This window comes from Actinomadura vinacea, from assembly GCF_039532545.1.
Lineage (GTDB): Bacteria > Actinomycetota > Actinomycetes > Streptosporangiales > Streptosporangiaceae > Spirillospora > Spirillospora vinacea.
In genome coordinates this window covers 367,625-394,522 of the sequence record NZ_BAAARW010000006.1, presented here as the reverse complement: position 1 = coordinate 394,522, position 26,898 = coordinate 367,625, and the positions used below count along the sequence as shown (strand labels likewise).

At 68.8% G+C, this 26,898-nt stretch carries 19 protein-coding genes; 8 read left to right on the top strand and 11 right to left on the bottom strand.

Annotated elements, in window-relative coordinates:
• Positions 1 to 33 precede the first annotated feature (33 nt).
• From ABD340_RS10335 to ABD340_RS10325, 3 genes are read right to left on the bottom strand one after another with little or no spacing between them, the layout of a single operon-like run.
• Positions 34 to 1,755, bottom strand: coding sequence for a glycoside hydrolase family 6 protein (locus tag ABD340_RS10335; protein ID WP_344588477.1), 1,722 nt, complete (start codon positions 1,753 to 1,755; stop codon positions 34 to 36).
• Between the two features lie 43 nt (positions 1,756 to 1,798).
• Entirely contained in the window at positions 1,799 to 3,286 is a 1,488-nt protein-coding gene (locus tag ABD340_RS10330; RefSeq protein WP_344588476.1) for a cellulase family glycosylhydrolase, read from the bottom strand.
• Positions 3,287 to 3,299: 13 nt separating this feature from the next.
• Positions 3,300 to 4,091 (bottom strand): hypothetical protein, encoded by a 792-nt coding sequence (locus ABD340_RS10325; RefSeq protein ID WP_344588475.1) that lies wholly within the window; start codon positions 4,089 to 4,091, stop codon positions 3,300 to 3,302.
• 323 nt (positions 4,092 to 4,414) lie between these two features.
• Here ABD340_RS10325 and ABD340_RS10320 point away from each other — a divergent pair, with 323 nt between their 5' ends.
• Together ABD340_RS10320 and ABD340_RS10315 are read left to right on the top strand one after the other, a co-directional pair.
• Positions 4,415 to 5,461 (top strand): LacI family DNA-binding transcriptional regulator, encoded by a 1,047-nt coding sequence (locus ABD340_RS10320; RefSeq protein ID WP_344588473.1) that lies wholly within the window; start codon positions 4,415 to 4,417, stop codon positions 5,459 to 5,461.
• A gap of 116 nt (positions 5,462 to 5,577) precedes the next feature.
• Entirely contained in the window at positions 5,578 to 8,505 is a 2,928-nt protein-coding gene (locus tag ABD340_RS10315) for a glycoside hydrolase family 48 protein (protein ID WP_344588472.1), read from the top strand.
• A 311-nt stretch (positions 8,506 to 8,816) separates the two neighbouring features.
• On the opposite strand, the gene ABD340_RS10310 is transcribed toward ABD340_RS10315, so the two are convergent.
• On the bottom strand, positions 8,817 to 11,483 hold the full coding sequence (locus ABD340_RS10310) for a glycoside hydrolase family 2 TIM barrel-domain containing protein (RefSeq protein WP_344588471.1): 2,667 nt from the start codon (positions 11,481 to 11,483) through the stop codon (positions 8,817 to 8,819).
• Between the two features lie 484 nt (positions 11,484 to 11,967).
• Here ABD340_RS10310 and ABD340_RS10305 point away from each other — a divergent pair, with 484 nt between their 5' ends.
• Positions 11,968 to 12,987 (top strand): LacI family DNA-binding transcriptional regulator, encoded by a 1,020-nt coding sequence (locus ABD340_RS10305; RefSeq protein WP_344588470.1) that lies wholly within the window; start codon positions 11,968 to 11,970, stop codon positions 12,985 to 12,987.
• 228 nt (positions 12,988 to 13,215) lie between these two features.
• On the opposite strand, the gene ABD340_RS10300 is transcribed toward ABD340_RS10305, so the two are convergent.
• Positions 13,216 to 13,776, bottom strand: a complete 561-nt coding sequence (locus ABD340_RS10300) for a TetR/AcrR family transcriptional regulator (protein WP_344588469.1) — start codon at positions 13,774 to 13,776, stop codon at positions 13,216 to 13,218.
• Positions 13,777 to 13,888: 112 nt separating this feature from the next.
• On the opposite strand from ABD340_RS10300, the gene ABD340_RS10295 reads away from it, so the two are divergent.
• Positions 13,889 to 14,572, top strand: coding sequence for an SDR family oxidoreductase (locus tag ABD340_RS10295; RefSeq protein WP_344588468.1), 684 nt, complete (start codon positions 13,889 to 13,891; stop codon positions 14,570 to 14,572).
• A 333-nt stretch (positions 14,573 to 14,905) separates the two neighbouring features.
• Here the strand turns inward: ABD340_RS10295 and ABD340_RS10290 are convergent, their stop codons facing one another.
• Both ABD340_RS10290 and ABD340_RS10285 read right to left on the bottom strand, forming a co-directional pair.
• The gene (locus ABD340_RS10290; RefSeq protein WP_344588466.1) at positions 14,906 to 15,727 is read right to left on the bottom strand and encodes an alpha/beta fold hydrolase; all 822 of its coding nucleotides are present in this window, start codon (positions 15,725 to 15,727) and stop codon (positions 14,906 to 14,908) included.
• A 774-nt stretch (positions 15,728 to 16,501) separates the two neighbouring features.
• Complete coding sequence (locus ABD340_RS10285; protein WP_344588465.1) at positions 16,502 to 17,713, bottom strand: FAD-dependent monooxygenase; 1,212 nt, start codon at positions 17,711 to 17,713, stop codon at positions 16,502 to 16,504.
• A 270-nt stretch (positions 17,714 to 17,983) separates the two neighbouring features.
• On the opposite strand from ABD340_RS10285, the gene ABD340_RS10280 reads away from it, so the two are divergent.
• Positions 17,984 to 18,652: a TetR/AcrR family transcriptional regulator gene (locus tag ABD340_RS10280; protein ID WP_344588464.1), complete on the top strand. Its 669-nt coding sequence runs from the start codon at positions 17,984 to 17,986 to the stop codon at positions 18,650 to 18,652.
• Between the two features lie 57 nt (positions 18,653 to 18,709).
• On the opposite strand, the gene ABD340_RS10275 is transcribed toward ABD340_RS10280, so the two are convergent.
• Both ABD340_RS10275 and ABD340_RS10270 read right to left on the bottom strand, forming a co-directional pair.
• Positions 18,710 to 18,985, bottom strand: a complete 276-nt coding sequence (locus tag ABD340_RS10275; RefSeq protein WP_344588463.1) for a hypothetical protein — start codon at positions 18,983 to 18,985, stop codon at positions 18,710 to 18,712.
• A 172-nt stretch (positions 18,986 to 19,157) separates the two neighbouring features.
• Complete coding sequence (locus ABD340_RS10270) at positions 19,158 to 19,748, bottom strand: dihydrofolate reductase family protein (protein ID WP_344588462.1); 591 nt, start codon at positions 19,746 to 19,748, stop codon at positions 19,158 to 19,160.
• A gap of 131 nt (positions 19,749 to 19,879) precedes the next feature.
• Between ABD340_RS10270 and ABD340_RS10265 the strand changes: the two genes are divergently transcribed.
• The 3 genes from ABD340_RS10265 to ABD340_RS10255 all read left to right on the top strand — a co-directional run bounded on the left by ABD340_RS10265 (position 19,880) and on the right by ABD340_RS10255 (position 25,438).
• The gene (locus ABD340_RS10265; RefSeq protein WP_344588460.1) at positions 19,880 to 22,525 is read left to right on the top strand and encodes a helix-turn-helix transcriptional regulator; all 2,646 of its coding nucleotides are present in this window, start codon (positions 19,880 to 19,882) and stop codon (positions 22,523 to 22,525) included.
• A 1,356-nt stretch (positions 22,526 to 23,881) separates the two neighbouring features.
• Positions 23,882 to 24,037 (top strand): hypothetical protein, encoded by a 156-nt coding sequence (locus tag ABD340_RS10260; RefSeq protein ID WP_344588459.1) that lies wholly within the window; start codon positions 23,882 to 23,884, stop codon positions 24,035 to 24,037.
• A gap of 339 nt (positions 24,038 to 24,376) precedes the next feature.
• Positions 24,377 to 25,438, top strand: a complete 1,062-nt coding sequence (locus tag ABD340_RS10255; RefSeq protein WP_344588458.1) for a trypsin-like serine peptidase — start codon at positions 24,377 to 24,379, stop codon at positions 25,436 to 25,438.
• Positions 25,439 to 25,586: 148 nt separating this feature from the next.
• On the opposite strand, the gene ABD340_RS10250 is transcribed toward ABD340_RS10255, so the two are convergent.
• Positions 25,587 to 25,889 (bottom strand): hypothetical protein, encoded by a 303-nt coding sequence (locus ABD340_RS10250; protein ID WP_344588457.1) that lies wholly within the window; start codon positions 25,887 to 25,889, stop codon positions 25,587 to 25,589.
• Between the two features lie 216 nt (positions 25,890 to 26,105).
• Entirely contained in the window at positions 26,106 to 26,747 is a 642-nt protein-coding gene (locus ABD340_RS10245) for a GNAT family N-acetyltransferase (RefSeq protein WP_344588456.1), read from the bottom strand.
• Positions 26,748 to 26,898: the final 151 nt, after the last annotated feature.

The following is a 26,898-nucleotide window of genomic DNA, read 5'->3' as shown; positions in this document are numbered from 1 at the left end:
ATCGGCGATCACGGGGCCGTCCTCGATCGGGGGTTACGGGAGAGCCGGGTAGGCGTTCATCAGCAGCTCCCGGAACTGGGCGGAGAACCAGTGGCCGGACAGCGGCGCGTCCGGCAGGGCGCCGCTCATGTTGTAGTTATTGCGCGGGTTGCCGGTGTACGTCGGGTCGCACATCCGGTCGAAGCCCTTGCCTTCGGTGTTCGGAATCTCCTTGCTCGCCCCGTCCGACTCGCCCGGAGGCTTCATCCACACGTAGGCGTCGATTCCGGACGCGGGCGAGGCCTTCGGCCGCTCGCCGATTCCCGCCCCGGACTGGTTGCACCAGTTGCCGAGGTGGATCCGGCGATCGAGGCGACCTCCGTCGATGTAGGTGTCGACGGTGGTCTTCGGCCCGGGACCGGCCGGGCGGTTCGCGCCACCCCAGCCGTTGCGGCCGGTGTCGATCAGCATTCCGACGCCGGAGTCGAACCCGGCCTGCACGAGCCGCTGACGGAAGGCCTGGGCGTAGGACAGTTCGTCGGTGTAACGGTTCCAGTCGATCCACTTGGACTCGCGGACGGACTTGCTCCCGACGGTGTCGTTGATGGTGAAGTAGGGCTCCTGGAGCGCCCCGTAGTTGGCGGTGTTGCTGATGAAGCCCGCGACGTTCGACACCGAGCCGGACGCCCTGGCGGCCTGCGCGAGCAGTTCGGCGGACGGGCCGAAGTTGTCGTCCCAGCCGAGCCAGCCGTGGTGGCCGACGTCGAGGTAGTTGTAGACGTTCGGGACGGCGCCCAGCTTGCCGAGCGCGTAGGCGATGCCGTTGACGTAGTTGCCGTTGGCCTTCATCGTGTCGCACGCCGGCGTGGCGGTCGGCCTGCCGCCGGTGTTGGTGATCAGGTTGGGCAGCGAGTCGATCTCCACGACCGTGACGATCCGCAGGTTCGCGTACTTGGCGTCGCCGAGGATCCGCGCGATCGGGTCGATGAACTGGGTCTTGTACTTGTCCAGGTCATTGGGCCCGAGTTCGCCGTTGGACGCCAGCGCCGCGCAGTCCCGGCCGGGCAGGTCGTAGACGACGAGCTGGATCAGCCCGGCGCCCTGCTTGAGCGCCTCGTCCAAGTGGCCGCGCAGGCCCCTGGCCCCGCCCGTGCCCTCGATCGCCGCGATCCGGTCCAGCCACACGCCGGTCGGCTGGTTGGAGATCTTGGTGCCGTTCGGTTCGGCCGCTGCCTTGGCGGACCATTCGGGGTTCACGTACACCTTGGCGCCGGCGTACGGGTTGTCCACCCGGCTGCCGCCCGGGGGCGGTTCCCCCGGGCCGGTCGAGCCGGTGCAGACGGTGCCGTTCAGCTTGAACTGGGACGGGGCCTGGTTGGTGCCCGAGTACGTCGCCTGGAACCCGGGGCTCACCGACGCGCCGGTGCCGAGGGTGGCGTTCCAGGAAGGGTTCGTGACGGTGATGTGCTTGCCCGACTGTGTGAACGTCCCGTTCCATCCCTGGGTGATCTTCTGGTCGCCGGCGAAGTCCCATTCCAGGGTCCAGCCGTTGACCGCGTCACCGAGGTTGTTGAGCGTCACGGTCGCGGTGAATCCGTTGCTCCACTGGTTGGTGGCGTAGTCGACCTTGCAGCCCACGGCGGCGCTCGCCTGGGTCTGTGCCAGGGCGACCGTTCCGGAGGCGAGCAGCACCGCCGCCGCTCCGGCCGCCGTGCCGCGCCGCAGGGAGATCGCCCGGGCTCTGCCCAGGGGTATGCGCGCTCGGGGGTGTCTCATGCGGGTCCTCCTCGGTGTCACGGGACTTAGGGGGCGAGGTTCGTCAGGGTCGGCGGGAAGCCAGGGAGCGCAGGTGATCGCGGAGCCCGGCACCGTACGCGGTCGGGGTCCCGTCGTACGAGCTGATCAGCGAGGGTCCGCTGGAGCAGTTCCAGGTGTTCCACGTCCAGCCGAGATACGACGCGCCGTGGGCGTCCAGCCAGCCCATCAGCGTGTCGATGTAGCCGTGGCCGCAGGTGTTCTCGCCGATCTCGGCGGCGACGAGCGGCACCTGGGCGGCGACCGGGGCGAGTTCCCGGTCCCAGCAGGAGGAGTCCTTGCAGTAGTTGAAGTTGTACGAGTGCCAGGCCGCGGCCAGGTTCCCGGTGGGGTCGGACGGCTTCTGCGCCGGCCACTGGCCGAGGTCGTTGGAGTAGCTGTTGCCCCCGACCAGGACCACGTTGGCCGCGCCGGTGCCGCGCACGGCGTCGAGGAGGTCCTGCATCCCGGCCGCCTCGAACGTCAGGCCGGGGCAGGCCGAGCCGCCGTCCCGCCAGCACCTCCACGACTGGTTGTAGTCCATGACCTGCAGGTTGTTGGGGTACGGCTCGTTGAACAGGTCGAACACCACCGCCGTGTCGGCCTTGAACGCGGTGGCGACCTGTTTCCAGAACTCCGTGGCGTACTGGGCGTCCGGCATCGGTTTCTGGCACTCGGCGTTCGCCGTCTGGCAGTGGCTGTCGTAGCCCGACCACAGCCCGTGGCTCCAGTGCAGTTCCACGATGGGCGTGAGGCCGTTGCGCTCCAGCAGGTCGACGTAGCCCTTCACGGCGTTCTGGTACGCGGCGCCCCTGTAGGCCGCGTTGACGTTGGGCAGGCCGAGCCAGCAGTCGGCGTTGAGCGGCACCCGCACCGCGTTGGTGTTCCAGCTCTTGATTGCGGTGACCGACGCCGCGTCCATCGGCCCGTCCCAGAACCCGTTGTTCTGGACGCAGGCGAACTCGCCGCCGGACCGGTTCACCCCGCGCAGGGTGACGGTCTTGCCCGAGGCGTCCACGAACTTGTTGCCGGACACCTTCAGCTGTGGCGCCGGTCCGGTGGGTGGATCGGTCGGCCCTGTGCCGCCGTTGCAGGTCGTGCCGTTGACCGTGAACGTCGCCGGGTCGGTGTTGGTGCCGGTGTAGCTGAACTGGGCGCCCGCCTGGACCGTGCCGCCGGCGGCCACGGAGCCGTTCCAGCTCGCGTTGGTCACCGTGACGGTCCTGCCGGACTGCGTCCAGCGGCCGTTCCAGCCGTTGGTGAGCTGCTGGTCGCCGGAGTAGGAGTACTTCAGCTCCCATCCGTTCAGCGCCGAACCCAGGTTGGTGATGGTGACGGTGGCCGTGAAGCCCGAGCCCCAGTCGTTCTTGGCGTAGCCGACCTTGCAGGCGACGTCGGCGCGGGCGGTGCCGGTGCCCAGGAGGTTCCCGCCGCCGGTGACCAGGGAGCCCGCCAGGCAGAGGGCGCCGGTCAGCGAGGCGACGGCGGCGGTGCGCGGCGAGAGCGATCTCATGGGATCTCCGCTTTCACTTCGTGCTCTTGGGGGCGGACGTGAGGATCTGCCCGGCGATGGGCTCCCGCACGTCGGGGCGGATGCCGAAGCCCGAGAGCTCGACGGTGCCCTGGATCTTCCCGGCGCCTCCTGACAGGGCGAGCCGGATTCGGTCAGGCCGTCCCGCGTCGTCGGTCCACAGGTCGAAGCGCGTTTTCGCGGGCAGCAGATTCACGAATGCGCGGAGGGCCGGATCGGGAATCCCGCGCAATGCGGCGGCCCGGTCGACGACTCCCTGGACATGCCATCTGGCACCGGCCTCCGCCGACACCCGCGGCCGTTCCGCGGTACGGAGGATCATGGCGACGCGGTGCACGTCGGCGAACCCGGCGAAGGTCCGGGTGCCCGCCGCGGCCTTCAGCCAGGACTTGCCGGTGCTCTTCCGGACCGGCGCCGGAAGCGACACGTACTCGCTGTCGCCGATCGACAGGACGGTGGCGCGCGTCCCCTTGAGGACGCCGTCCATCCGCCCCGCGGGACGCCGCGCGTCCCAGCCGCCGCTCATGTCCAGCCGGTGCGCGGGGCGGCCGCCGTCCTTGGGCATGGCGACCCGCATGGTGAGCCGGAACGACGGCGTCCCCTCCAGGTTCCCGGTGCCCGCGGCGAGCAGCGTCGCGGCGTCGTGCGGGAAGGCGGTCGCCGCGGGGGCCCGGGAGGAGGACGAGCCGCCGCAGCCGCCCGCGAGCGGAAGCGCGGCCAGCACCGCCAGGGCGAGCGCACGGGACGGCCGTCCCGCTGAGACCGGCCGCCGGTTCCGTGGACGCATCGGACCTCCTGCGATGTGCTTGGGAGCGCTCCCACGATGTACTGAGTCGTGAAGGTAGATCGGGCGGACGGCCGCGGGGAAGAGTGTTTCCACAGATTTCATGGATTTCCCGAGCCGTGCCAGAGGTGCTGTGAATGCCTTTGGCCTGCGGCCATGAGGGGCCGTCCGGGGCGGTGCGGAGAGATTCCGGAAATGCGAGGTTAACTCCGCGGCCTTGTGACCCTTGACACATTCCCCGTGCGATCAGATTCTTGGGAGCGCTCCCACCTACTCCCGCCCCGGCTCGGTTCCCACGGCCGGAGGAACCACGAAGGGAGTGCCACGTGACGATCACCCAACCGTCCGAGGACTCCGCTCTCCCGGCCCTCGCCGGCCGGGCCCCGACCCTCGCCCACGTCGCCAGGCTCGCCGGCGTCTCCCCGGCCACCGCGTCCCGCGTGCTGTCCGGCTCGGCCCGGGTCAGCCGCGCGGCCCGGCTCCAGGTCGAGGCCGCCGTGGAACGGCTCGGCTACGTGCGCCGCCAGACCCGTGCCCCCGACCACGAGACCTCCGGGACGATCGCGGTGGTGCTGTGCGACGAAAGCGCCCGGGTCGTCGGCGACCACTTCTACGCGAGCCTGCTGTGGGGGGTGCGGCGGGAGCACGACGGCCCGGCCCCGCTGGTCGTCCTCCTGGTCGGCAGGGCGGACGAGTGGCGGGCGACCGCCCACTACCTGCGCGGCGGGAACGCCGCGGGCGTCATCCTGGTCGGCGCGCGCCGCGACCAGCTGGCGGCGCTGGTGCAGGCGTCCGCCGGGGCCCCGGTGGTGCTGGCCGGGCGGCCGCTCGACGGGGTACCGCTCCCGTACGTCGACGTCGACAACCGCGGCGGTGCGCGCGCGGCGGTCCGGCATCTGCTGGCCTCCGGCCGCCGCCGCATCGGCACCATCGCGGGCCCGTCCGACATGGGTGCCGGAGTGGACCGGCTGGCCGGCTACAGGCTGGCCGTCCGGGAGGCCGGGATGGGGGACACCGGGCTGGTCGGGCACGGCGACTTCGGCCGGCTCTCCGGCGAGCAGGTCATGAGCGTGCTGCTGGAGCGGCGGCCGGATCTGGACGCGGTGCTCGCCGCCTCCGACCAGATGGCGGTCGGCGCCCTGCGCGCCCTGCGCCGGGCCGGCCGCCGCGTCCCCGACGATGTCGCGGTCGTCGGCTTCGACGATGCCCCGGTCGCCCTGCAGGTGCGGCCCCGGCTGACGACGGTGCGGCAGCCGGCCGAGGACCTAGGTGCCCGCCTGGTACGGGAACTGCGCGCCCACACCGGCGGCAAGCCGGTCACCGGACGGGGCGTGGTGCTGAAGACCAAACTGATCGTCCGCGAGTCCGCATGACGCCGACGAGGACCCCGGCCCCCGCCTGAGGGACCCACCTGCCGTGACCGCCGCCGGATCCGCCGGCGGCGGAGTCCGCCCTGCCTGATCCAGGGACCCGACCGGAAGGAGCACAGGTGAGAAGACGGCAACGATGGCGCGCGCTCACGGCGGTGAGCGCGCTGCTGACCCTGCTCTGCGGCGGCCTGGCCGCCGTGGCCGTGCCCACGCAGGCCGCGGCTGCGTCGTGCAAGGTCGTCTACAAGAAGAACGCCTGGAGCACCGGCTTCACCGCGAGCATCGACATCACCAACCAGGGCGACCCCCTGGACGGCTGGAAACTGACCTACGCCTACACCGGCGACCAGAGGCTGGCCAGTGGCTGGAGCGCCAAGTGGTCGCAGTCGGGCCGGCAGATCACCGTGGAGAACGAGAGCTGGAACAGGACCCTCGGCACGGGCGCGACGGTGAACGTCGGCGCCCAGTTCACCTACAGCGGGACCAACGACGACCCCACCGTCTTCAGCCTCAACGGGGTCCGCTGCAACCAGACCGCCGCGCAGCCGACGGTGGCGCTGACCAGCCCGGCCGCCGGTGCCACCTACTCGGTGGGCGGCACGGTCCCACTGGCCGCCACCGCGACCGCCGGGTCCGGGGCGACCGTCTCCAAGGTGGAGTTCTACAACCAGGACGGGCTGCTCGCCGCCGGTGACACGACCGCTCCGTACACCCTGGACTGGTCGCCCGCCAGGGCCGGCGCCCACTCGCTCTACGCCAAGGTGACCGACAGCACCGGCGCGTCCGGCGAGTCGGCCCCGGTCGGCATCACCGTGACCGGCAGCGCGAGCATCGTGGCGAGCCCCGTCACGCTCACCGTCGCGCAGGGGGCCAAGGCGACCTACGGCGTCAAGCTGTCGAAGGCGCCGGCGGCGAACGTGACCGTGACGACCACCCGGACCGCAGGCAACACCGGCCTGTCGGTGACCGGCGGCGGCACCCTCACCTTCACCCCGCAGAACTGGTCCGCCGCGCAGGACGTGGAGATCACCGCGAACGCCTCCGGTACCGGCCAGGCGACGTTCACCTCCACCGCGACCGGCTACGCCGCGGCCGCGGTGACCGTGACCCAGGCCGCCGCCGGCACGAGCGTCTACACCCAGCGCTTCCTCGACCAGTACAACAAGATCAAGAATCCGGCGAGCGGCTACTTCAGCCCGGAGGGCATCCCGTACCACTCGGTGGAGACCTTCATGGTCGAGGCGCCCGACCACGGCCACGAGACGACCTCGGAGGCCTACAGCTACCTCATCTGGCTCGAGGCCATGTACGGCAAGGTCACCCAGAACTGGGGCCCCTTCAACTCCTCCTGGGCGTTGATGGAGAAGTACATGATCCCGACGCACGCCGACCAGCCGACCGGCTCCTTCTACCAGGCGAGCAAACCGGCCACCTATGCCGCCGAGCACCCGCAGGTGAGCGACTACCCGTCGCAGATCGACCCGAGTGTGCCGGTGGGCCAGGACCCGATCGCGGGCGAGTTGAAGTCGGCGTACGGAACCGACGACATCTACGGCATGCACTGGCTGCAGGACGTGGACAACGTCTACGGCTACGGCAACACGCCGGGCGGCGGCTGCGAGAACGGCCCGAGCGCCGACGGCCCCTCCTACATCAACACCTACCAGCGCGGGTCTCAGGAGTCGGTCTTCGAGACCGTCCCGCAACCGACCTGCGACGCTTTCAAGTACGGCGGCGCCAACGGCTACCTGGACCTGTTCATCAAGGACTCCAGCTACGCCAAGCAGTGGAAGTTCACCAACGCCCCCGACGCCGACGCCCGCGCCGTCCAGGCCGCGTACTGGGCGGACGTCTGGGCCAAGGGACAGGGCAAGGGCGGCGACGTCTCGGCCACCGCGGCCAAGGCGGGCAAGCTCGGCGACTACCTGCGGTACTCGTTCTTCGACAAGTACTTCAAGAAGATCGGCGACTGCACCTCGGCGTTCTCCTGCCCCGGCGGTTCCGGTAAGAACAGCGCGCACTACCTGCTGTCGTGGTACTACGCGTGGGGCGGCGCCCTCGACTCGAGCGCCGGCTGGGCATGGCGCATCGGGGACGGCGCCTCGCACTTCGGCTACCAGAACCTCATGGCCGCGTACGCGCTGGTGAACAGCACCGCGCTCGCCCCGAAGGGCGCGACCGCCAAGGCCGACTGGCAGGTCAGCCTCACCCGGCAGCTCCAGCTCTACAAGTGGCTGCAGTCCGCCGAGGGCGCCATCGCGGGCGGGGTGACCAACAGCTGGGGCGGCAGTTACAGCGCGCCGCCGTCGGGCCTGACGAAGTTCTTCGGCATGGCCTACGACTGGCAGCCGGTGTACCACGACCCGCCCAGCAACCAGTGGTTCGGGTTCCAGGCGTGGTCGATGGAGCGGGTGGCCGAGTACTACCAGGTGACCGGCGACGCCAATGCCAAGGCCCTCCTCGACAAGTGGACGACCTGGGCGCTGTCGCAGACGACGGTCGACCCGGCCGCGGGGACCATCAAGATCCCGTCCACGCTGACCTGGAGCGGGCAGCCGGACGCCAACTGGTCCAGCACCACCGGCATGCCGCCGGCCAACACCGGACTGCACGTCACGGTGGCCGACCACACCGATGACGTGGGCGTCGCCGCGGCGTTCGCGCGGACGCTCAGCTACTACGCGGCCAAGTCCGGTGACGCCAAGGCCAAGCAGGCCGCCAAGGACCTGCTGGACGCCCTCTGGAAGCACACCGACGCCAAGGGGGTGTCGGTGAAGGAGACGAAGACCGACTACAGGCGCGTGAAGGACCCGATCTACATCCCCTCGGGCTGGACGGGGAAGATGCCGAACGGCGACCCGATCGACTCGAGCTCGACCTTCATGAGCATCCGGTCCTTCTACCAGCGGGATCCCGACTACGCGCGCGTCTGGGCCTTCGCCAACGGCACCAGCTCGACCGCGCCGGTGTTCACCTATCACCGCTTCTGGGCGCAGGCCGACGTGGCCATGGCCATGGCGGACTACGGCCGCCTCTTCAACGAATAGTCGATCAAGGCGGGCTCGTCGCGTGTCCCGGCACGCACGGGCCCGCCGTGCTCTGTGCCCTGTCTGGGGGCGGTCAGCCCGGCCAGAGGAGCTGACGGCGCCGTCGGTGCGGTCTCCCCCTGGCAGAAGAAGGTCAACCGCGATCATGCAGGCTATCCTCGCGAACACGCCGAATTCGACACCGCGTCAGGACGTGGACAGCCGAGTCGAAGTGCCGGTTCCCCACCTCGCCGCGCTAGATCAACCAGGCGGCAGGCCGGAGCCTGCCGCCTGGAAGTGCCGCGTCCCCGGCTCGCGGTGCATTGAGGTGGCTACAGCCTGGTCACGTCGATGCCGCTCACGACGGCGCGGCCCACGGTCGGATCGAACACGACCTTCAGCCCATCGGCATTCGTCGCGGCGACGATTCCGTCGAGGTCGTAGGCCGTTCGTGGCCCGGCGACGGCCACCAGGTCGAGGTCGTTCACGAGCACATGCTCGTTGAGGCGCACGCTGAATACGCGATTTCCTCGAGCGTTCTCCGATGGTTCCGTGAACCGGAGCCGCACCCTGTACCGTCCCGCCGGGACATCGAAACGGTAGGCGGTCATGCCCTCGCGGTACGTCTGGTACAGAGGATCCTCCGACGAGCGGTTCACCCATTTCCTCATGAGGCCCGTGGTGCCACCGATGGCGCCCCAGCCGCCGTCGGTGTATGCCCGGTCCTCGGCCCACACCAGCGATTGCGGGTCGGTGTACTGGACGATGGCACCGGCTGACACGGCGAGTCGCCGGAACGGCACCGAGGCGTCGCTGAGCCGTGGAGCCTGATAGGTGAACGCGACGCGGACGGAGTCGGTGACCACCTTGCCGTTGGCCACCCCTCGAGCGACGATTTCGTTCCCCCCGTCGACGAACGGCACCTGCCAGGTGGCCGCGCAGACATCGTCCGGCTGCTTGCGGCCCAGCGACCGCCCGTTGATGAACAACTCGACCGAATCCAGGTTGCTGTATACCTTCACGGGCTGCGACACGGGCTGCCGGCCCGCTCCCCACGGGGCGTCGGGTGCGGTGCCGGTCCGGTGCGTCCACTCGTGGCCGGCGATGTGCAGGACGGGCTCGTCACGCCACAGCGCCTGGTAGAGGTAGAAGACGTCCTTCGGGCTCCGGTCCGCGTGCGTCACCCCTTTCTGGTTGACGTGCGGGATGGCGCCACTGCGAAATTCCGACCCGAACTCGAATTGCGCCCACAGGGTCGTACCCACGAGGAAGGGGCGTTCGTTGATGGCGCGCATGTAGACCTCGTTGAAGAGCTGCTGGAACTCGATCGACTGGTCCTGGTAGGTCACCCCGCCCGTCGCAGGGTCGACCGGAAGGTACTGGACGTCGACGCGGTGCAGGCGGCTGTCGCTGTCCGCCCCGTACTCGCTGAGCCACAGCGGACGATTCGGGTGGTCGGCGTGTTCCTTGTCCAGGTGCTTGGCGAAACCCTCGGGGGTGTCGTAGTACCAGCCGTGATACAGGTTCCAGCCCAGAATCATCGGGACGTCGGCGATACCGGAGCTGTTGTAGCGGTCGTCGCGGTCGACCGCCATGACGGTCAGTCGCCGCGGGTCCTCCGCACGCGTCGTCTTCTCGAGGCGGCGGGCAAGGTTGACGACGAACCGCTCATACCCTGCCGGCTCGGGCTCGGGCGGCCTCAAGAAGATCTCGTTCATGTAGCCCCGGAACACGATGCTGGGGTGGTTGTAGTGCTGTCGGATCGTCTCGACCTGCATGTTGACGCTGTTCGCGGCGAACTGGTCCGACATGGTGGCGGTGCTGACCAGCGGCGCCTCCTCCCAAAGGATCACGCCGAGGCGGTCGGCGGCCTCAAGGACCGCGGGTGCCTGGGGGTAGTGGGCCAGGCGCAGCACGTTGGCCCCCATCGACTTGATGATCTGGAGGTCGCGGACGTGCTCGGCGTCGCTGAGGGCATTGCCCTTCCCGACGATGTCCTGGTGACGGTTCGTACCGCGCAGCGGATAGGACGACCCGTTCAAATGGAAGCCGGTGGCGGCGTCCACCGAGTACCACCGGAGGCCGAGGGGCGCGTCGACGCGGTCGCGTCCACCGCGGCCGTCGTCCACCACCGTGATGACCTTGTAGAGGTGGGGCGACTCCGGAGACCAGAGGCGAGGGCGGCGGATCGCCGGCAGGGAAAGGTCGAAGTCCCTCGCCTCGCCCCGACCGATCTCCAGCCGCGTTCTGCGCGAGGTCACCTCACCGCCGCGCGCGTCGACGACCGTGCTGACGACGTCCACCCATGTGGTCTCGGGCTCGGCGTTGACCACCCGCCCCCGGACTCGGACGTCGGCCGAGGCCGCGCTCACGTCCGGCGTGTCGACATAGATGCCGGACGAGCCATGATCGAGCAGGTCGATGTGGACCGGGTCGGTGACGACGAGCCATACGTTGCGGTAGATACCGCCATAGAACGTGAAGTCGGCCCACAGTGGCGGGATGTCCGGGTTATGGGTGTTGTCGACGCGAACGGCGATGGTCGCGGCGCGGCCGGGCTTCACCCGACGCAGCTGATCGGTGACGTCCACACAGAACGCGACATATCCCCCCACGTGCCGTCCGACCGGCGCGCCGTCGACGAAGACGTCCGCCACCTGGTTCGCGCCTTCGAAGTAGAGGAACACGCGCTTGTCCCGCCAGCGGTCGTCCACCCGCAGCGCTCGGCGGTACCAGCCGGGTCCCCGGTAGTAGCCCGGTTCGTCGTCGATGCTGTCCTTGGCGTTCCAGGTGTGCGGAAGGGTGACGGCGCTCCAGTCCGTCCCGTCGGCGTCCGCATCGGCGGCCGATTTCAGGTCGCCGCGGACGAACGACCAGTCGTCATTGAGGAGGTGGCGTTCGCGTTGACGAATCGCTCCCGGTGGCTCGGCGTCCTGGGCCATCGCCGGGCGGCCGAGTGCCGGTACGGCCGCGGCGCCGAGGAGACCGGCCAGCACCATTCGCCGAGCGGGTTGAAGGTCCTGATCCATAGCAGTCCCATCGCCGTAGTGGTGGTCGCCTCGTCGGCCCCCGTGCGACGTGTGTCACAGCATTGACGCAGGCCGGGGCGATACGCGGCAACGGGTTGCCAACAGTTGCCTCGGCGGCGAACCCGCGCCGCAGCGCTCGGTCCATGTGCGTGCATCGCCGGCGACGTCTCAGTGGGATAGAGCGCGACGACGAAGACCAAAGCGGGGACGAGGAGCCGGAGCCGCCGGTCGCCCCTGGTTCGGCGATACGAGGTGCGGGTGCCTTCGCCGGCTCGCGTCACTCACGGCCGGCCGGGACGTGTCCAGGTCGAGCGCTGTGGCGCCGTCCGGTCGTCGGTTCCGGGAGTCCGAAACGCCTCGGCACGTTGACGACATGATGTTACTGGGACATTGCAGTGCGCTCACCACCGGTTTACCATGATCGTTCGTTGGTAGCAGCGCCGGGAGCGCCGACATGTCCGAGCCCCCCAGACCGCCGAACAAGCGCACTACCATCTATCAGGTCGCGCTGGAGGCCGGGGTCGCCCCGTCGACCGTGTCGCGTGCGTTCTCAAGGCCAAGCCGCGTCAACGCGGATACAGCGGAACGGATCCGGCAGGTGGCCGAGCGCCTCGGCTACCGGACGAGCCCGCTGGCCCGCGCACTGACGACGTCCCGTACGCGCATCGTCGCGCTGGTCATCGCCGACATCAGCAACCCGGTGTTCACTGAGATGGTCCGCGGGGCACAGGAAGCGGCGAACGATGCCGATTACACCACCGTGCTGATCGACGCGCAGGAGTCCGACCGCCTGGAACGCACGGCGCTGGAGCGCGCGTTGCCGTCCGTGGACGGCATCGTCTTGGCGAGCAGCCGAATGTCGGACTCCACCATCCGGTGGTTCTCCAAGCAGCGTCCCGTGGTGGTTCTCAACCGCGCGATCCCGGACGTGCCCTGCGTGGTGACGGACAATCCCCAGGGCGCGCGGCGGGCAGCCGAGCATCTCGCCGAGCTGGGACACGACCACATCACCTACGTCTCGGGACCGGAGGCGTCCTGGGCCAACGGGATCCGCTGGCGTTCCCTGCTCGAGGCCTGCATAGAGCTCAAGCTCAAGGTCCGGCGGATCGGCCCGTTCAGCCCCAACATCGAGGGCGGCGAGACCGCCGTCGAAGAACTGCGCAGACGGCCGACGACGGCGGTCCTCACCTACAACGACCTGATGGCCATCGGGCTCATCAGAGGCCTCGACCGGCTGGGAGCCAAGGTCCCGGCCGACATCAGCGTCATCGCCTTCGACAACATCGTCGTCGGCGAGATCGTCACCCCCCGGCTGACAACCGTCGCGGCGCCGCTGTTCGCCGAAGGCGCGGCCGCCACGAAGCACCTGCTCACCATGATCGATGGAGCACCGGCACGCACGGGGCAGCCCATGGTGCTGCCGGTCCGGCTCGTCGTCCGCGACTCGACCGCTCGACGCCGCACCGGACGGTGAGCGACGCCGACGGCATGGAGCGGGCCACGGCTGCCGGTGGACAGGCTCACCGACACAGCCCAGCCCTCTTCCCTCGACATCGACCGCCCAATAGGCCGTGGCCTCCCAGGGAAGGACCGCAGCCGGACGTTCTTCAGGGCTCGGAGGACCGTTCACGAGTACTCGCGGGCCGCACAAGGTGACATGGTTTTCGGTCCTCACGGGGGCGGCGGAACCTCACGTGCCGGATCAGGCGGTCGCCGTCAGGGCTGCCCGTGCTGCGGTGAGGATCTCTTCCGAGAGGGGGGAGTCCTTGGTGGCGCGGGCCAGGAGGAGTGCGCCGAGCATCGTGCACAGCCGGGTGATGCCGTCCTGGTCTTCGGTGGCGAGCCGGTCGGCGAAGTCACTGACGCCCTTGGTGTAGACGCGGTGGGCCTCGTGGTCGCCGGGTTCGCGGGCCATCTCGCCGGCGAGCGCGGCGACGGGGCAGCCATCGCCAGGGTTGTCGCGGTGCTCGGCGGACAGGTAGGCGTCGATCAGCGCCTGCTGGGCGGCGTCGAGTCGTCCGGTGTGCTGTTCGAGCGCGGCCGTATGGCGCCGGGTGAGTTCGCCGAACGCGTGGGTGGTGGCTTCGTCGATGAGCGCCTGTTTGGAGGCGAACTGCTTGTAGAAGCCGCCGTGGGTCAGGCCGACCGCCTTCATCAGGTCGGCGACACTGACATGTGTGCCCTGCTCTCGCAAGAGCCGGGAGGCGGTTTCCACGATCCGCCTGCGGTTCGCCTGTGCTTGCGCCCGCGACACGCGGCCCATCGGCCACCCCCTCTTTTGGATGTCGGTTGACTTCTATCCTATCCTCTGATTTAGATTGGAAGCATCATCTAATTGGGCTCGACCACATGAGCCCTCGACCTGGGGAGCAGGCATGGAACTGAAGGACGCGGTCGCCGTGGTCACCGGCGCCAACCGGGGGCTGGGGCGCCATCTCGCCGCCCGGCTCGTGGAGCGCGGAGCGAAGGTGTACGCAGCGGCGCGCCGCCCGCAGAGCGTGGACGTAACCGGCGTCATCCCGGTGCGCCTGGACGTCACCGACCAGGAGTCGATCCGCGCCGCGGCCGGTATCGCATCGGACGCGACGCTGCTGGTGAACAACGCCGGGATCTCCACCGGCACCCCTCTGATCGCCAGTGATCTGGAGGCGGTGCGGCTGGAGATGGAGACGAACTTCTTCGGCCCGCTCGCCGTGACACGGACCTTCGCACCGGTCATCGAAGGCAACGGTGGCGGCGCCGTGTTCAACGTCCTGTCCGTACTGTCCTGGTGGCATCCGGCCGGAGTCGGGGCCTACGCGGCGGCCAAGGCCGCCGCCTGGGCGCAGACCAACGCGGTCCGCGAGGAACTGGCACCCCGCGGCATCGCCGTCTCGGCGCTCCACGTCGGGCTCATGGACACCGATATGGCCGCCGGCATTCCCGCAGAGAAGGCCGACCCCGCCGACGTCGCCGCCCAGATCCTGCACGGCATCGCCAACGGCCTGCCCGAGATCCTCGCCGACGAGACCACCCGGAACGTCAAACAGAGCCTGGCCACCACGCTCACCCCGGCCTGAAAACGACAGGCAGGCCTTACCGACCGGACACGACACCTCAGCGGCGTGATCAACGAATACCGCGACGCCGCATAATGATCACCACATCCGGAGCAACGCATAAACCCAGGTCAGCCCCAAACCCGGATATTGAAGCCGCATAAGGTCAACGCGTTGATCGACTTAACCATACAGAAGTCGATTATGTCTGCTTTAGCTGCTTTGTCGATTACCAACCCGACAGAACCGCGCCGTCACAGACCCGACGCCTCACTCGGGGTAAGAGCGTGCGCTCGCTGTCTGGCCGCTGCACCGAGGAGAACCACAGGGGCACACCGGCCCTGGGTCCGTCGGCTAGCTCTGCAGGAAGTTCAGCAGGTCGGCGTTGACCTGGTCCTGATGCGTGGCGGTGATGCCATGCGGGGCGCCCGGGTAGTAGATGTCCCTCGCGCCCTTGATGAGCCGCGCCGACTTCCTTGCCGAGTCCTTGACAGGGACGATCTGGTCGTCCTCGCCGTGGAGCACCAGGGTTGGAATGTCGAACTTGGCGAGGTCTTCGGTGAAATCGGTCTCCGAGAATGCCTTGATGCTCTGATAGGCGTTGTTGAGGCCTGACTGCATGCTCCAGAGCCAGAACTGGTCGAGGATGCCCTGCGAGACCTCGGCGCCGGGCCTGTTGGCACCGTAGAACTGGACGGCCAGATCCCTGTAGAACTGCGAGCGGTCCTTGACGAGGGTCTCGCGCATGCCATCGAAGACTTCGATCGGCAGGCCCTCGGGATTGGCCTCGGTCTTCAGCATGAGCGGGGGCACCGCGGCTATCAGGATCGCCTTGGCGACTCGTCTCGTTCCGTAACGCCCGATGTAGCGCGCGACCTCTCCGCCGCCCGTGGAGTGGCCCACCAGGCTGACGTCGTTGAGATCGAGCGCCTCGATCACGGCCGCGAGATCGTCGGCATAGCCGTTCATGTCGTTTCTCGTGGATGCCTGGCTGGATCGGCCATGGCCGCGCCGGTCGTGCGCGACCACGCGAAAGCCGTGCTGCACGAGGAACAGCATCTGCCCGTCCCACGCGTCGGAGTTCAGCGGCCAGCCGTGGGAGAACGTCACGACCGGCCCCTCCCCCCAGTCCTTGTAGTAAATCTCGGTGCCGTCCTTGGTCGTTATGGTGCTCATGGCATCTTCTCCTTGCGGACGATGGGGTCACACGGCCGACCGCGGCACCCGTTCGGTAGCGATCGAATCCGTGGAATACCTCGTTCCTGTCCCCTAGACCGCGGGGACCTAACCTGGCGCGATCCGTGACGCAAGAGGTCTGCAACGCCGGACCGCGGCGGTTTTACCGAGATCTCTCCGCGAGTTGACGGATCTACACCGTCGAGCAACCACGTCGCGAACATCACCATCGGAAGCGGGACCAAGCGGAACGCCCTGTCCGGGCGCGGGCTGGAGCCAGGTGGAGGCCCGCATCCGCACACTCGGGCAGTCCGACGCGATACGGGCGATCGTCATCCGCGGGCAAGGCGGCACCTTCTGCGCCGGGTCGGACATGACGGCGTTCCGCGCCGTGGAGGAATGCCCGGTGCCCGTGCCGGCGGAGGTCCACAGTGTCACCGCCGGCAGGAAGCCGTCGACGCGGGTCACATCCTCGGGTGGAGGGAACCACAGGCTGAAGGCCCGCCGCTCACGACACGTCGACAGAACGGGTTCACCCACCTGTCGGTGCTCGTGGACGACGTGGTGCCATCGGCGGTGATGGTGCGTGTTGTGGTCAGGCCGGGCAATGCGTACCGCCCGGCGGTCCAGGAATCCAGCATGTTGGACGAGTCGGCGGGGAGCTCATCGGCGGCGATGATCAGTGTGGGTGCGTTGTGGTCATCATGTCTCCTGTAGCGGATGGCTGTCTCCGTCCAGGAGGTTGGACGGCGCCGGTGTCGGGCGGGGTCGTGGTCAGACAGCGGCGATGTCGACGGACTTCTCCTTGAACTGCCGGGCGACCAGGGTCTTCATCACACGCTTGCCGACCGGACGGCTCATCAGCCTTTGGGTGAGGGTCCGCAAGGCCTTGTCCCGACGACTCTGGGGGACGAACATCGTCAGGCCCTGCGTACGGCCGTCGCGCTGTTGGAGGGCGATGAAGGGGCGGAGCCGCTGGTCCCATTCGCGTAGCGCCCGGGCGGTGTTGCCGCCGTTGCGCTGCAGCAGGGTGCCGAGGAGGTCCGCACCGGCCAGGGCGGTGGAGGCGCCCATGCCCGAGTAGAGGGTCATGCACCAGGCGGAGTCGCCGAGCAGGACGACGCGGTCGGTGTGCCAGGTCGGCATCTCCACCTGGTGGACGGAGTCGAAGAGGTAGTCGTCGGCCTGCTCGAACTGCTCAAGGAGGTGTTCCAGCACGGGCCCGGTCGGTTCGGGGCCGAAGGCGCGGCGCAGCGACTCGATGGGCGGGCGGTGGAACTGGGCGTCCTCGTCGTCAGTGCGGTAGTTGAACAGCACCCCGGGCCGGTGGTCGGTGAAGGGGAAGGTCCATACGGAGCGGCCGGGTTCGGCCAGGACGACGCCGTCGTGGGGCCGGTAGCCGGGCACGGGTTCCTTGAGGATCGTGGCGCCGATGATGTGGCCGAGCGGCCGCATGAACTGTGAATCCGGGCCGAAGGCCATGCGGCGCACGGTGGAGCGCAGGCCGTCGGCGCCCACCACGAGATCGAAGCGCTCCCTGGTCTCGGTGGCCTCGTCGCCCGCGGTGGTGCGCAGCGTGACGTCCACTCCGTCGGGGTGTTCGTCGATGGCGATCGGTGTGGTGCCGTAGCGGATCTCGGTGTGGGGAGCGACGACGTCGTAGAGGGCGGCCTCGATGTCCCCGCGCAGGATCAGGCGGGGCCCGCCGGGCAGGTCGCCGTATCCCATGCCGGGACGGCGCCGGCCCGACCGCTCGATGTCGTAGGTGACGCTGTCGGCGCCGGCCCGGTTGCCGATGGCATCGAGCACGCCCATCCGCTGCGCGGTGGCGCGGCCGGTCTCGAACAGGCCGATGAAGTAGCCGGCGGGACGCCTCTGCGAGGCGCGTTCGACGAGGACGGGCTCCCAGCCGATCTCGCGCAGGCGCATGGCCGTGGCCAGGCCGCTGATACCCATGCCGACGATCAAGGCGCGGGGTGTGTTCATGACGATCTTCTATCTCTCTCGGGCGGAGTCTTGGGGCCGCGGACGCGGCGTCGGGGTCGCGCCCGGGCACACCTCGACCGAAGAGCAGACCGCAGACGACCGCGCCGGCTCTCTGCCTGCTCTGCCCACGGCGGGCTCTCCTCACGGGTGAGGGCGCTCATGGCACTCTCCGGATACTGGACACCAAGCGGAGATGCGATCTCCGCTTAAGGTTCACCATAGCACCAAAACCGGAGTTAACATCTCCAGTTCCCGGCTAAGGTGGGAGCCATGAGCCGCCGAACCAGCTCCGCCGCGCACCCCGAGAGCCCCCCGGTGCGCCCCTTGCGGGCGGATGCGGAACGCAACCGGCAGCGCGTCATCGCGGCCGCCCAGGAGCTTTTCGCCCGCCGGGGCCTGGATGTCACCCTCGACGACATCGCCCGCCATGCGGGCGTCGGCGTCGGCACGGCCTACCGCCGCTTCGCCAACCGCGAGGAACTCATCGACGCCGTCTTCGAAGGCGCCTTGCAGCACTTGATCGCGCTGGCGGAACAGGCCCTCGCCCACGAAGACCCTTGGGAAGGCCTCGTGCAGCTCTTCCTTGCCACCGGTCAGGACTTCGCCGATGACCGCGGGCTGAGACAGGCCCTACTGGAAAGCACGCACGGAAAAGACCGGGCAGCCGCTGCCCGGGAACGCCTCACCCCCGCAGTCAGCGCTGTCATCACGCGCGCCCAGCAAGCCGGCCAACTGCGCGACGACATCGAACCGTCCGACTTCCCCCTCATCCAGCTCATGCTCGGGGCCGTCACGCAGCACAGCCGGAACGTCGCACCCGAGCTGTGGAAGCGCTACCTCACACTCATCCTGGACGGCCTGCGCCGCGACCGGGATCATCCCACCCCTCTGGCCCACCCCGCTCTTGACCAGGATGAATTCGACCAGACCATGACGTGACCTTCTGCCCGACAGGCCGCGCACCCCCCTCTACGGCCTCGGCCGGGTACTGCTCCGTCAGCCGACACGCGCCGAGGGGTGAAGTTGCCCCGAACGTTCTGCGGCCTCTTTTGCCGCGACTTGGCCATGAGCATCGGCAGACTCGCCCCGGCCTGTCGAGTCGGGCCGACCTTTCGACTGGCTGAGCAACGCACGGCTGCGCATTGCCAGCCGCTCGGCCGTGTCCATGACCGCCTTGCCCAGGTCTGTCAGGCGCTCGGCGGTGAAGCACACGGCCGGGACGCCTTGCACACCGCCAACCAGCGCCGCAACTTCACCGCGTTGCCGCTTCACCGCGAGGCGGATGCGGGCCGGTGGAGCCCCTGCGCCGGGATGCTGACCGACGTAACCCCTGATTCATGTGGGGTGTCCATCTAAGCGCGGCCTTCTGGTTCGGGATGAGCAGTGCGACGATCACGCCCAGGGCCTCGCGTTCGAGCGCGCCTCCCGTGTGCGGTTAGTCCCGTCAGGACGTCCCGGTCACCGAGTAGGCCAGGTGGGTGACGCCGTTGCCCTCGATGACGGTGGGGTTGCCGAGGCGTACCGAGGTCCTGCTGAGGTTCTCGAACCAGCGGACGCCCTCGCCCAGGAGGACCGGGACGAGGTCGACGCTGATCGCGTCCAGGAGGCCGGCGTCCAGGCACTGCTGGGCGATCTTCGAGCTGGCGATGACCACGTCCTTCTCTCCGGCGAGTTGCTTGGCCCGCTCCACCGCCTCCTTGACGCCGCCGACGAAGGTGAAGGTGTCGGCGTGCGGCCGGTCGGCGGGCGGCTCGTGGGTGACCACGACGACCGGCACGCCCAGCGGGTGGGTGCCGCCCCAGCCGTGCGTGATGTCGAACAGGTGGCGGCCGGTCATCAGGGCGCCCACTCCGGCCATGGCCTCGCGCATGTAGGCGGCGCTGGCCGGTGACATCCGGAACGTCGCCCAGTCGACGGCGGTGGGCACCTCGACGTCGCCGTTGCCCATCCAGCCGAACAGCTGGTCGATCCCGTCGTCCGGGTCGGCGATGAAGCCGTCCAGCGACATCGACATGTTGGCGATGACCTTGCTCATCTCGATCTCCTGCTTTCGCGTGTTCTCTCCGGATGTCTCAAGGCTGTCGCCTGGCGCGGCACGGAACATCGGCCACCTGGCCGATGCCGGCCTCACCCATGGCCGAGCGTTGCCTGGCAGACTGTGCCGCGATGTCCGATCACAACCTCCCGGCGCAGCTCACGACCTTCGTGGGCCGTGCGGCGGAGCTGTCCGCGATCGCCACCGCGCTGCGCGGCGCTCGGCTGGTGACCGTGGTGGGCCCCGGCGGCTGCGGCAAGACCCGGCTGGCGGTCGAGGTGGCGGGCAGGGAGGCGGAACGCTGGCCGGACGGGGTCTGGTGGGCCGATCTGGCGAGTACCGGCGATCCGTTGGTGGTCCAGGAGCTGGTGGCCGCGGCGGGTGGGCTGCTGACCGCCTCCGCGTCGCTGGCCGGGCAGATCCAGGACCGCCGGATCCTGGTGTGCCTGGACAACTGCGAGCACGTACTGGGCGCCGCGGCGGAGGTGGCCGTCGCGCTCGTACGAGCCTGCCCGCATGTCACGGTGCTGGCCACAAGCCGCGAGCCGTTGGACGTCGCGGGCGAAACCGTCTGGCGCGTACCGCCGCTGAGCGGCGACGACGCGGTCGCCCTCTTCAACGAACGGTCGGTCCAGGCCGCCGAGTCCGAAGTGGCCAGGGCGGCCGTACGCACCGCCTGCGCCCGGCTCGACGGCATCCCGCTGGCCATCGAGCTAGCGGCGGCGTGGTCGGGCGCGTTGTCCGCACAGGAGATCCTGCGCGGGCTGGACGACCGGTTCTCGCTGCTGATCCGGGGCCCGCGCGGCGTGGCGGCGCGGCATCAAACCCTCGCCGCGTCGATGGCCTGGAGCCATGACCTGCTGGACGAGGCCGACCGGGTGCTGTTCCGACGGCTGGGCGTCTTCCACGGCGGCTTCACGCTGGCGGCGGCCCGCGGCGTGTGCGGGCGGCCCGACGAGATGGCAGTGCTGGGCGGGCTGCGCCGGCTGGTCGACAAGTCGCTGGTCATCGCCGATACCGGCGGTGATGTGACCCGCTATCGGATGCTGGAGACGATCCGTCGGTACGCCGTCGCGCGGCTCGACGCCTCCGCCGAGCTGGACCTCATCCGCGACCGCCATCTCGACACCTGCCTGGCCATGATCGAGGAGGCCGCCCCGCTGCTGGCCCAGGACAAGGATGCCTGGCGCGCCACGATCGAAGCAGAGCAAGAGAACCTGCGTGCCGCCACCGAATGGGGCCTGTCGCAGGACGACCCCGAACGCGGCCGCGCGCTCACGGCGGCCCTGCCCTGGCTGTGGCATCTGGGCGGACGCGGCCATGAGGGACTCGTCTTGCTCCATCAGGCCATCGAGCGCGGACCGGCCGAACGGACAAGGCTCCAGGCCAGGCTTCTCACCGGCCTGTCACTCGTCGCCGACACGACCCGTCCGTTCGGCCTGGAGTACGACGCGGCACAGGCCGCGCTGGACATCGCCACCGAGGTCGGCGACGCGCCGACCGCCTGCCTCGCCCGGCTCCTCAGCGCGGTCGGCGTGTTCTACCAGGATTTCGACACCGGCTGGTCGCTGGCGGAGGCCGCCCGCGAGCAGGCCCGCCAGGCCGGCGACGGCTTCGTGATCGACGGGGCGACGGCCCTGATGGGCATCATCCGGCACCTCCGCGACGAGCACGAGGAGGCCGTGCCACTGCTGCGGGAGGCCGTCCAGGGGCTGGTACGGCGAGGCGACCGAGGTGTCGCCTCGACGGCCCTCGCCTTCATGGCGTCCAGCGCGGTCTGCACCGGCGACCTCTTGCAGGCCCGCGAACTCGCCGTCGAGGCGGTACGCACGGCCCGGCCCCTCGCCGACTACCACCGCATCGGATCCGCCGCCGGCGTGCTGGCCACCGTGGAAGCGGCCGCGGGACGCCTCGACGCCGCACACGCGGCCCTTGATCCGATCGTCCGGCTGGTCGCCGACGCCGACGCGCCCCCGTTCGTACCAGGGCTGGCACGGGCCAAGGGCTACCTGCACCTACAGGCAGGACGGCCCGCCGACGCCGTCACATGGTTCAAGCGTGAGGCCGGGCGGCTCGACGGCGACGTCGAGAGCTACCTGACTCCGCAAACGCTGATCGGCCTTGCCGCGGCGCTCCGCTCTATCGGCGACACCCAGGCCGCCGCCTCCGCGGCTGAGCGCGCCCTCAAGGTGGCCCAGCGAATCGGGATGCCCCGGGTAGTCGCCGACGCACTCGAACAATCCGCCTACCTGGCCGACCCCGATCAGGCGGAGGACCTCCACCACCAAGCGCTGGCCCTCCGCACCGACCACGGCCTGTGGCCGTCCTGCATCGACAGCCTCGAAGCCCTCGCCACCTTCACCTCCAGCCCCGAAGCCGTACGGCTGCTCGCCGCCTGCGACCGCGCCCGGCAGGACATGGGCTTCCCGCGGCCACCCCAGAATCACGCCGACCTCCGTACGACGGCGGAAGACAAGGCGCACGACCCCGCATGGACCGAAGGCCACACCCTCAGCCTCCAGGACGCGATCGACTACGCCCGCCGCGCCCGCGGCAAGCGAGGCCGCCCATCCACCGGCTGGGCCAGCCTCACCCCCACCGAACAGACCGTGGTCCGGCTGGCCACCGAAGGACTGAGCAACCCCGAAATAGGCGCCCGCCTCTTCATGAGCCGCAGCACCGTCAAAACCCACCTCTCCCACATCTACGCCAAACTAGCCGTCGCCAACCGCACCGAACTCGCCACTATCGCCAGCCCCCATCTCACCAACCGCTAAGCGCCGACTTGCTGGGCTGTGAGGTTTCTTGGGCGCGCTCTACAAGGCCGCCGCCGAAGGGCTGCCCACGCTGGCGACCTAGGCTACGAAGGCGCCGGCATCGGCATGTTCACCCCAATCCCCCACCCGCGGGCCGGACTCGACACCGACACCCGCGCACATGACCTGCTGCTACGCGCTCCGCGTTGCCGGGGCGAACGCGGTTTCGCGCTCCTCACCCAACGGCGGCGCGTCCTGGGGTCGAACCCCCGACCTTCCGCTTTTTCAGTGAACGGCGCCCGGCGGGGTACGCACCCTGCCTGTTTCACTTGGCAAAACTCCCTGCGCCCGTGATCCCTAGCCAGTGACATGGGCACGTATTCGGCACGATCAAGACTCAGAGGCTCTCTGGGGAGCGTCCGTGCGTGGGGGTCGTGTGCAGGCGGCGGGCGCCTTTGCAGGGTGGCGTCCCGAACGGCTTCAGTGATTGCCCCTGCCAGCGCCAGATAGTAGGCCAGCAAGCCCGACCCGATGAACACCGCATAGACCGGTAGGACTGCGGTCACCACCGGACCATCGTGATCTGCCGGCCACATGGCGTAGGGAAGATGGAACAGGTCGGTCACCACGTGACCATGCTGCGGGAACGCACCGAGAGCGCACGCGCCAATCCCCGGCGCGGCGAGCAGGCGGCCCCGCCTATCACGTTCTGTAGAGGTTCCTCACTCGGTCGTCCGGTGAGGGGACTTGCACCCCGCCGCGTTTTAGGCAGATCCGCAGTATTCCCCTGGAGGGAATGTTCCTGTTGGTCAGGGGCAGTTGCGCCACAGAATCGTGCGGCTTGACGCAAAGACTGAGGGGCCATCCCCCAGCCGGGCCTCAGAGGGCGCATCCTGCGCAAGGCCCGGTGCTCACCCAGCCGCCCGACCACCGTCGTTCAGACCGTTCTCACCCTTCACCACCAAGTCAGCTGAGGATGGAATCAGCTCACTGCTTTGTCTTCGAGCTGCGGGACGGGCTGATCCATCGTGTGCGTGAGTACATGGACACCGCACGCCGGCACCGCATGGTATTCGGTGAGACCCGCTAATCACGGGCCATCACACGAGACAAGGGTTGCTCACTCGAACCCGAAAAAGTGCCTTTGAACTGCCCGGCAGCGCCGCCAGCATCGACACGGCCCGCTTGGACTACCGGGCGATCCCGTCGTCGATCACCCGGCACGGCAGCAGCGCGGGGACCGGCCACCGCACCATCGCGCATCCGTTCCAGCGCGGCATCGCAGGCCGTCGACGGCCTGCTCGTACGCCTCGTCCGCGTCCCAGTAGGCGGCATCGGAAACACGCCTTCGTCGCCATCATGGGCTGACGCCTGGACATGCGGGCACTGGTGGACGGGCCTGAGACCAAGGTCCGCGCAGCCGCCGACGCGGTGCAGATGGCGTCTCGCAAGATCGCGGCTCTCGGAGAACCGGATGGCCTGCAGCCCACCGCCGATATTGAGGGCCTGTTCACCGTTAAGGACTACCTGTGACCGTATTACCGGTCTGGCTGCCTCGCGACCACCGAGGATGATCTACCCCCGACCGGGGAGGCCATCCTGCGGCACCGACTTCGATTATGCCATCGCCTGAGCAAGAATCTACAGGAGTTCTTCGCCCAGGTCGACAGCGACACCCTTACGGTCCATTACGCGCTTCGCGAGACAAGAATCCGAATTTCGGACTTCTGAAAAATGGCTGCCCCCGTCCGCATCCGGACTGACCGTAGGAGGACATCACCTTCTATTGACCAGTAAACCCCATCCTGACTTAGTTGTTCCCATCAGAGTCGACTCGTTAGAGCCGACGCGAAAATGATGGGGTTCACTTTCATGAGGTTAACCAGCAAGACACTGGCGATCACGGTGATGGCGGCGTCGCTCGCTCTGGCCGGCGCGAACACGGCGGCAGCCAGACCGGCCGCCGCGCCCGGCGCCGGCGCCCCGCCGCAGGCCGCCGCCAGCGGCATCGTCAACACCAGCGCGGGTGCGCGCTCGGCGGCGGCGTACTGGACCAAGGCGCGTATGGCCGCCGCGACGCCGGAGCCGATGCCGGTCAAGTCGGCGAAGACCGCGGCGCCGACGGCCGACCGGCTGCCCGCAATCTCAGCGGCGCCCACCGCACCGGCCAAGACGGGCGCCCGCCCGAACGGCGCGGCGAGGCTCCTCGCCGGGTCGGCCGCGGCCCTGTGGAGCCCGCACGGCACGATGCCCGCCTTGACGACCGGGAAGCTCTACTTCACCCGCACGGACGGCAGCGGCGGATATTGCACGGGCAGCGTGATCACCGCGGCGAACCTGAACACGGTCTGGACCGCCGGCCACTGCATCAACGCGGGCAGCGGCGGCGGCTACTTCTCCAACTTCAACTTCGTGCCCGACACCGACAACGGCAACATTCCGTGGGGCACATGGTCGTGGAAGTACGCCAACACCACCGTCGGATGGGCGAACAGCGGCGATCCCCACTATGACGTGGCCGCGATCGCGTTCTATCCGCAGACGGCACGCGGCAGCATGCAGAATTTCCTCGGCGCGCAGGGGTACCGGTTCGGCTACGGCCAGTCGTTCTCCGTCACCGACTTCGGCTACCCACAGAGCGGCTACAACCGCACCGACTTCCCGGCCAACGGCAGCAGGCTGTACTACTGCACCGGGCAGACCTACCGAAAGAGCTCCAGCGACGACCTGATCGGGCTGAGCTGCGACATGCACCACGGCGCCAGCGGCGGGCCGTGGCTGACGGAACTGGCCTCGTGGGGCGGCGGCTACATCGTCGGCGCCTACAGCCACCGGACCGTCAACTCCAGCGGAGTGCCCATCGACATCGAGGCGCGCTCGGCCAACCACGGGGACGGCGCGATCAACGTCTACAACGACGTCTCCATACGCTGATCGCCACGCGCCGGTGCGGGCGGGCTATCCGTCGGAGTTCGTCGCCCGGGTCAACCGGATCCGTATGTCGGACCGCACGGCGAACGCCGACGCCTTCACGAACCGCGCCCCGGTGTACCTCACCTCGCGCAACGACTCCTGCTCAACTTCACAGGCGGCGTTTGGCGGCTTCGTAGGTGTCGTCGACGCTGGCGTTGAAAGCGATCGCAGCGCCTGGGGCGTATCGGCGGGTCAGGTTCACGACCTGTTCGAACAGGGGCAGGAGAGGCTCCGGCTTACGGATGCCACCACCGATGACGACGACATCCCACTCCCGTGCGGACAAAGGCGTGACCACGGCGGCCTCGGGCTGCTCGTCAATCCGAACCAGGGCCGAGACGGCTTCGATGCCCTCTCCGTGGAGTCGCTCCAAGTCCTTGTCGAGCAGAGCTAGGACCGCGTCCCCGTCCATCCCGGGAACCGAGTGGGGATCTACACCGATTACGAGAACTGAAGGCACATCCCCATTATGATCACCCGCGCTCATCAGCGGGGCCGGGCGACACGTCTCACTCCCCGTGGATCCCACGAGAACGCGGGTGATCACGGCGACGATGTCCAGGTCCGTTGGCCAAGACGACCGGTTCGCCTAGAACCACGAGGAACACGACCTCGCAGCCTGATCACCTCAGTCCCTGAGGAGGAACCACTCCCGTTCGAGATCGTGGATCTGAACGGGCGCTGTTCGGTGTTGCTGCCAGCGGTCGCGGTCGAGTTTGAACCGTTGCTCGTGGCCGAGCGTGTCGCGAACGCGGGTACGGACGATCCCGTTGGGCTGGTATCCGAGCTTCCTGGAGATCGCGGCGGAGGCGGCGTTGTCGGTCAGCGCGGCGGTAACGGCTGAGTCGGCGCCCAGCCCGGTGAAGGCCAGTTCCAGTACGGCGGCACGCATCTCGGTGCCGATGCCTTGCCCCTGGTAGCGCTGCCCCAGCCAGGAACCGGTACTGACCTCACGCAGGATCGTGAAGTCCCTGGCCATGATGCCTTGCACTCCGACGATGTGGTCGTCCACAAAGACCCCGAGTTGCAGGTTCCAGTCCTGCGGGGACCAGTTGGCCAAATGTCGCCAGTGGAACTGCATGAGGCCCCGGGCTCGTTCGGCGGGCGGTAGGTCTGTCCACGGGACGGCGAACGGCATCCAATCCGGGTCGTGGACACCTTCGGTGGATAGCTGGGCGAGCGCGTCGAGTTCTGCGAGCGTAGGAAGCCGTAGTTCCAACCGTGGTGTGCGCAACCGCAGTTGGAACAATGGCCAGTGGGTCACCTTCATCTTGATCCTTCTACGGCGGCTTCGAGGGCTTCGGCGGCGAGGCAGGGCGCTTGGACGGAGGTGCATCGGTCACGACTGGCTGAAGATTCGCCTGGGTGCGATCGCGCTTCGGTCTCTGAGCCAAGACTGTGACCCGGCGACGTCTCGCCGC

Excerpts from the sequence above, each read along its gene's own strand:
- ABD340_RS10335 (WP_344588477.1), bottom strand. The coding sequence starts at position 1,755 with ATGAGACACCCCCGAGCGCGCATACCCCTGGGCAGAGCCCGGGCGATC.
- ABD340_RS10330 (WP_344588476.1), bottom strand. The coding sequence starts at position 3,286 with ATGAGATCGCTCTCGCCGCGCACCGCCGCCGTCGCCTCGCTGACCGGC.
- ABD340_RS10325 (WP_344588475.1), bottom strand. The coding sequence starts at position 4,091 with ATGCGTCCACGGAACCGGCGGCCGGTCTCAGCGGGACGGCCGTCCCGT.
- ABD340_RS10310 (WP_344588471.1), bottom strand. The coding sequence starts at position 11,483 with ATGGTGCTGGCCGGTCTCCTCGGCGCCGCGGCCGTACCGGCACTCGGC.
- ABD340_RS10305 (WP_344588470.1), top strand. The coding sequence starts at position 11,968 with ATGTCCGAGCCCCCCAGACCGCCGAACAAGCGCACTACCATCTATCAG.
- ABD340_RS10300 (WP_344588469.1), bottom strand. The coding sequence starts at position 13,776 with ATGGGCCGCGTGTCGCGGGCGCAAGCACAGGCGAACCGCAGGCGGATC.
- ABD340_RS10295 (WP_344588468.1), top strand. The coding sequence starts at position 13,889 with ATGGAACTGAAGGACGCGGTCGCCGTGGTCACCGGCGCCAACCGGGGG.
- ABD340_RS10290 (WP_344588466.1), bottom strand. The coding sequence starts at position 15,727 with ATGAGCACCATAACGACCAAGGACGGCACCGAGATTTACTACAAGGAC.
- ABD340_RS10285 (WP_344588465.1), bottom strand. The coding sequence starts at position 17,713 with ATGAACACACCCCGCGCCTTGATCGTCGGCATGGGTATCAGCGGCCTG.
- ABD340_RS10280 (WP_344588464.1), top strand. The coding sequence starts at position 17,984 with ATGAGCCGCCGAACCAGCTCCGCCGCGCACCCCGAGAGCCCCCCGGTG.
- ABD340_RS10270 (WP_344588462.1), bottom strand. The coding sequence starts at position 19,748 with ATGAGCAAGGTCATCGCCAACATGTCGATGTCGCTGGACGGCTTCATC.
- ABD340_RS10265 (WP_344588460.1), top strand. The coding sequence starts at position 19,880 with ATGTCCGATCACAACCTCCCGGCGCAGCTCACGACCTTCGTGGGCCGT.
- ABD340_RS10260 (WP_344588459.1), top strand. The coding sequence starts at position 23,882 with ATGCGGGCACTGGTGGACGGGCCTGAGACCAAGGTCCGCGCAGCCGCC.
- ABD340_RS10255 (WP_344588458.1), top strand. The coding sequence starts at position 24,377 with ATGAGGTTAACCAGCAAGACACTGGCGATCACGGTGATGGCGGCGTCG.
- ABD340_RS10250 (WP_344588457.1), bottom strand. The coding sequence starts at position 25,889 with ATGGACGGGGACGCGGTCCTAGCTCTGCTCGACAAGGACTTGGAGCGA.
- ABD340_RS10245 (WP_344588456.1), bottom strand. The coding sequence starts at position 26,747 with ATGAAGGTGACCCACTGGCCATTGTTCCAACTGCGGTTGCGCACACCA.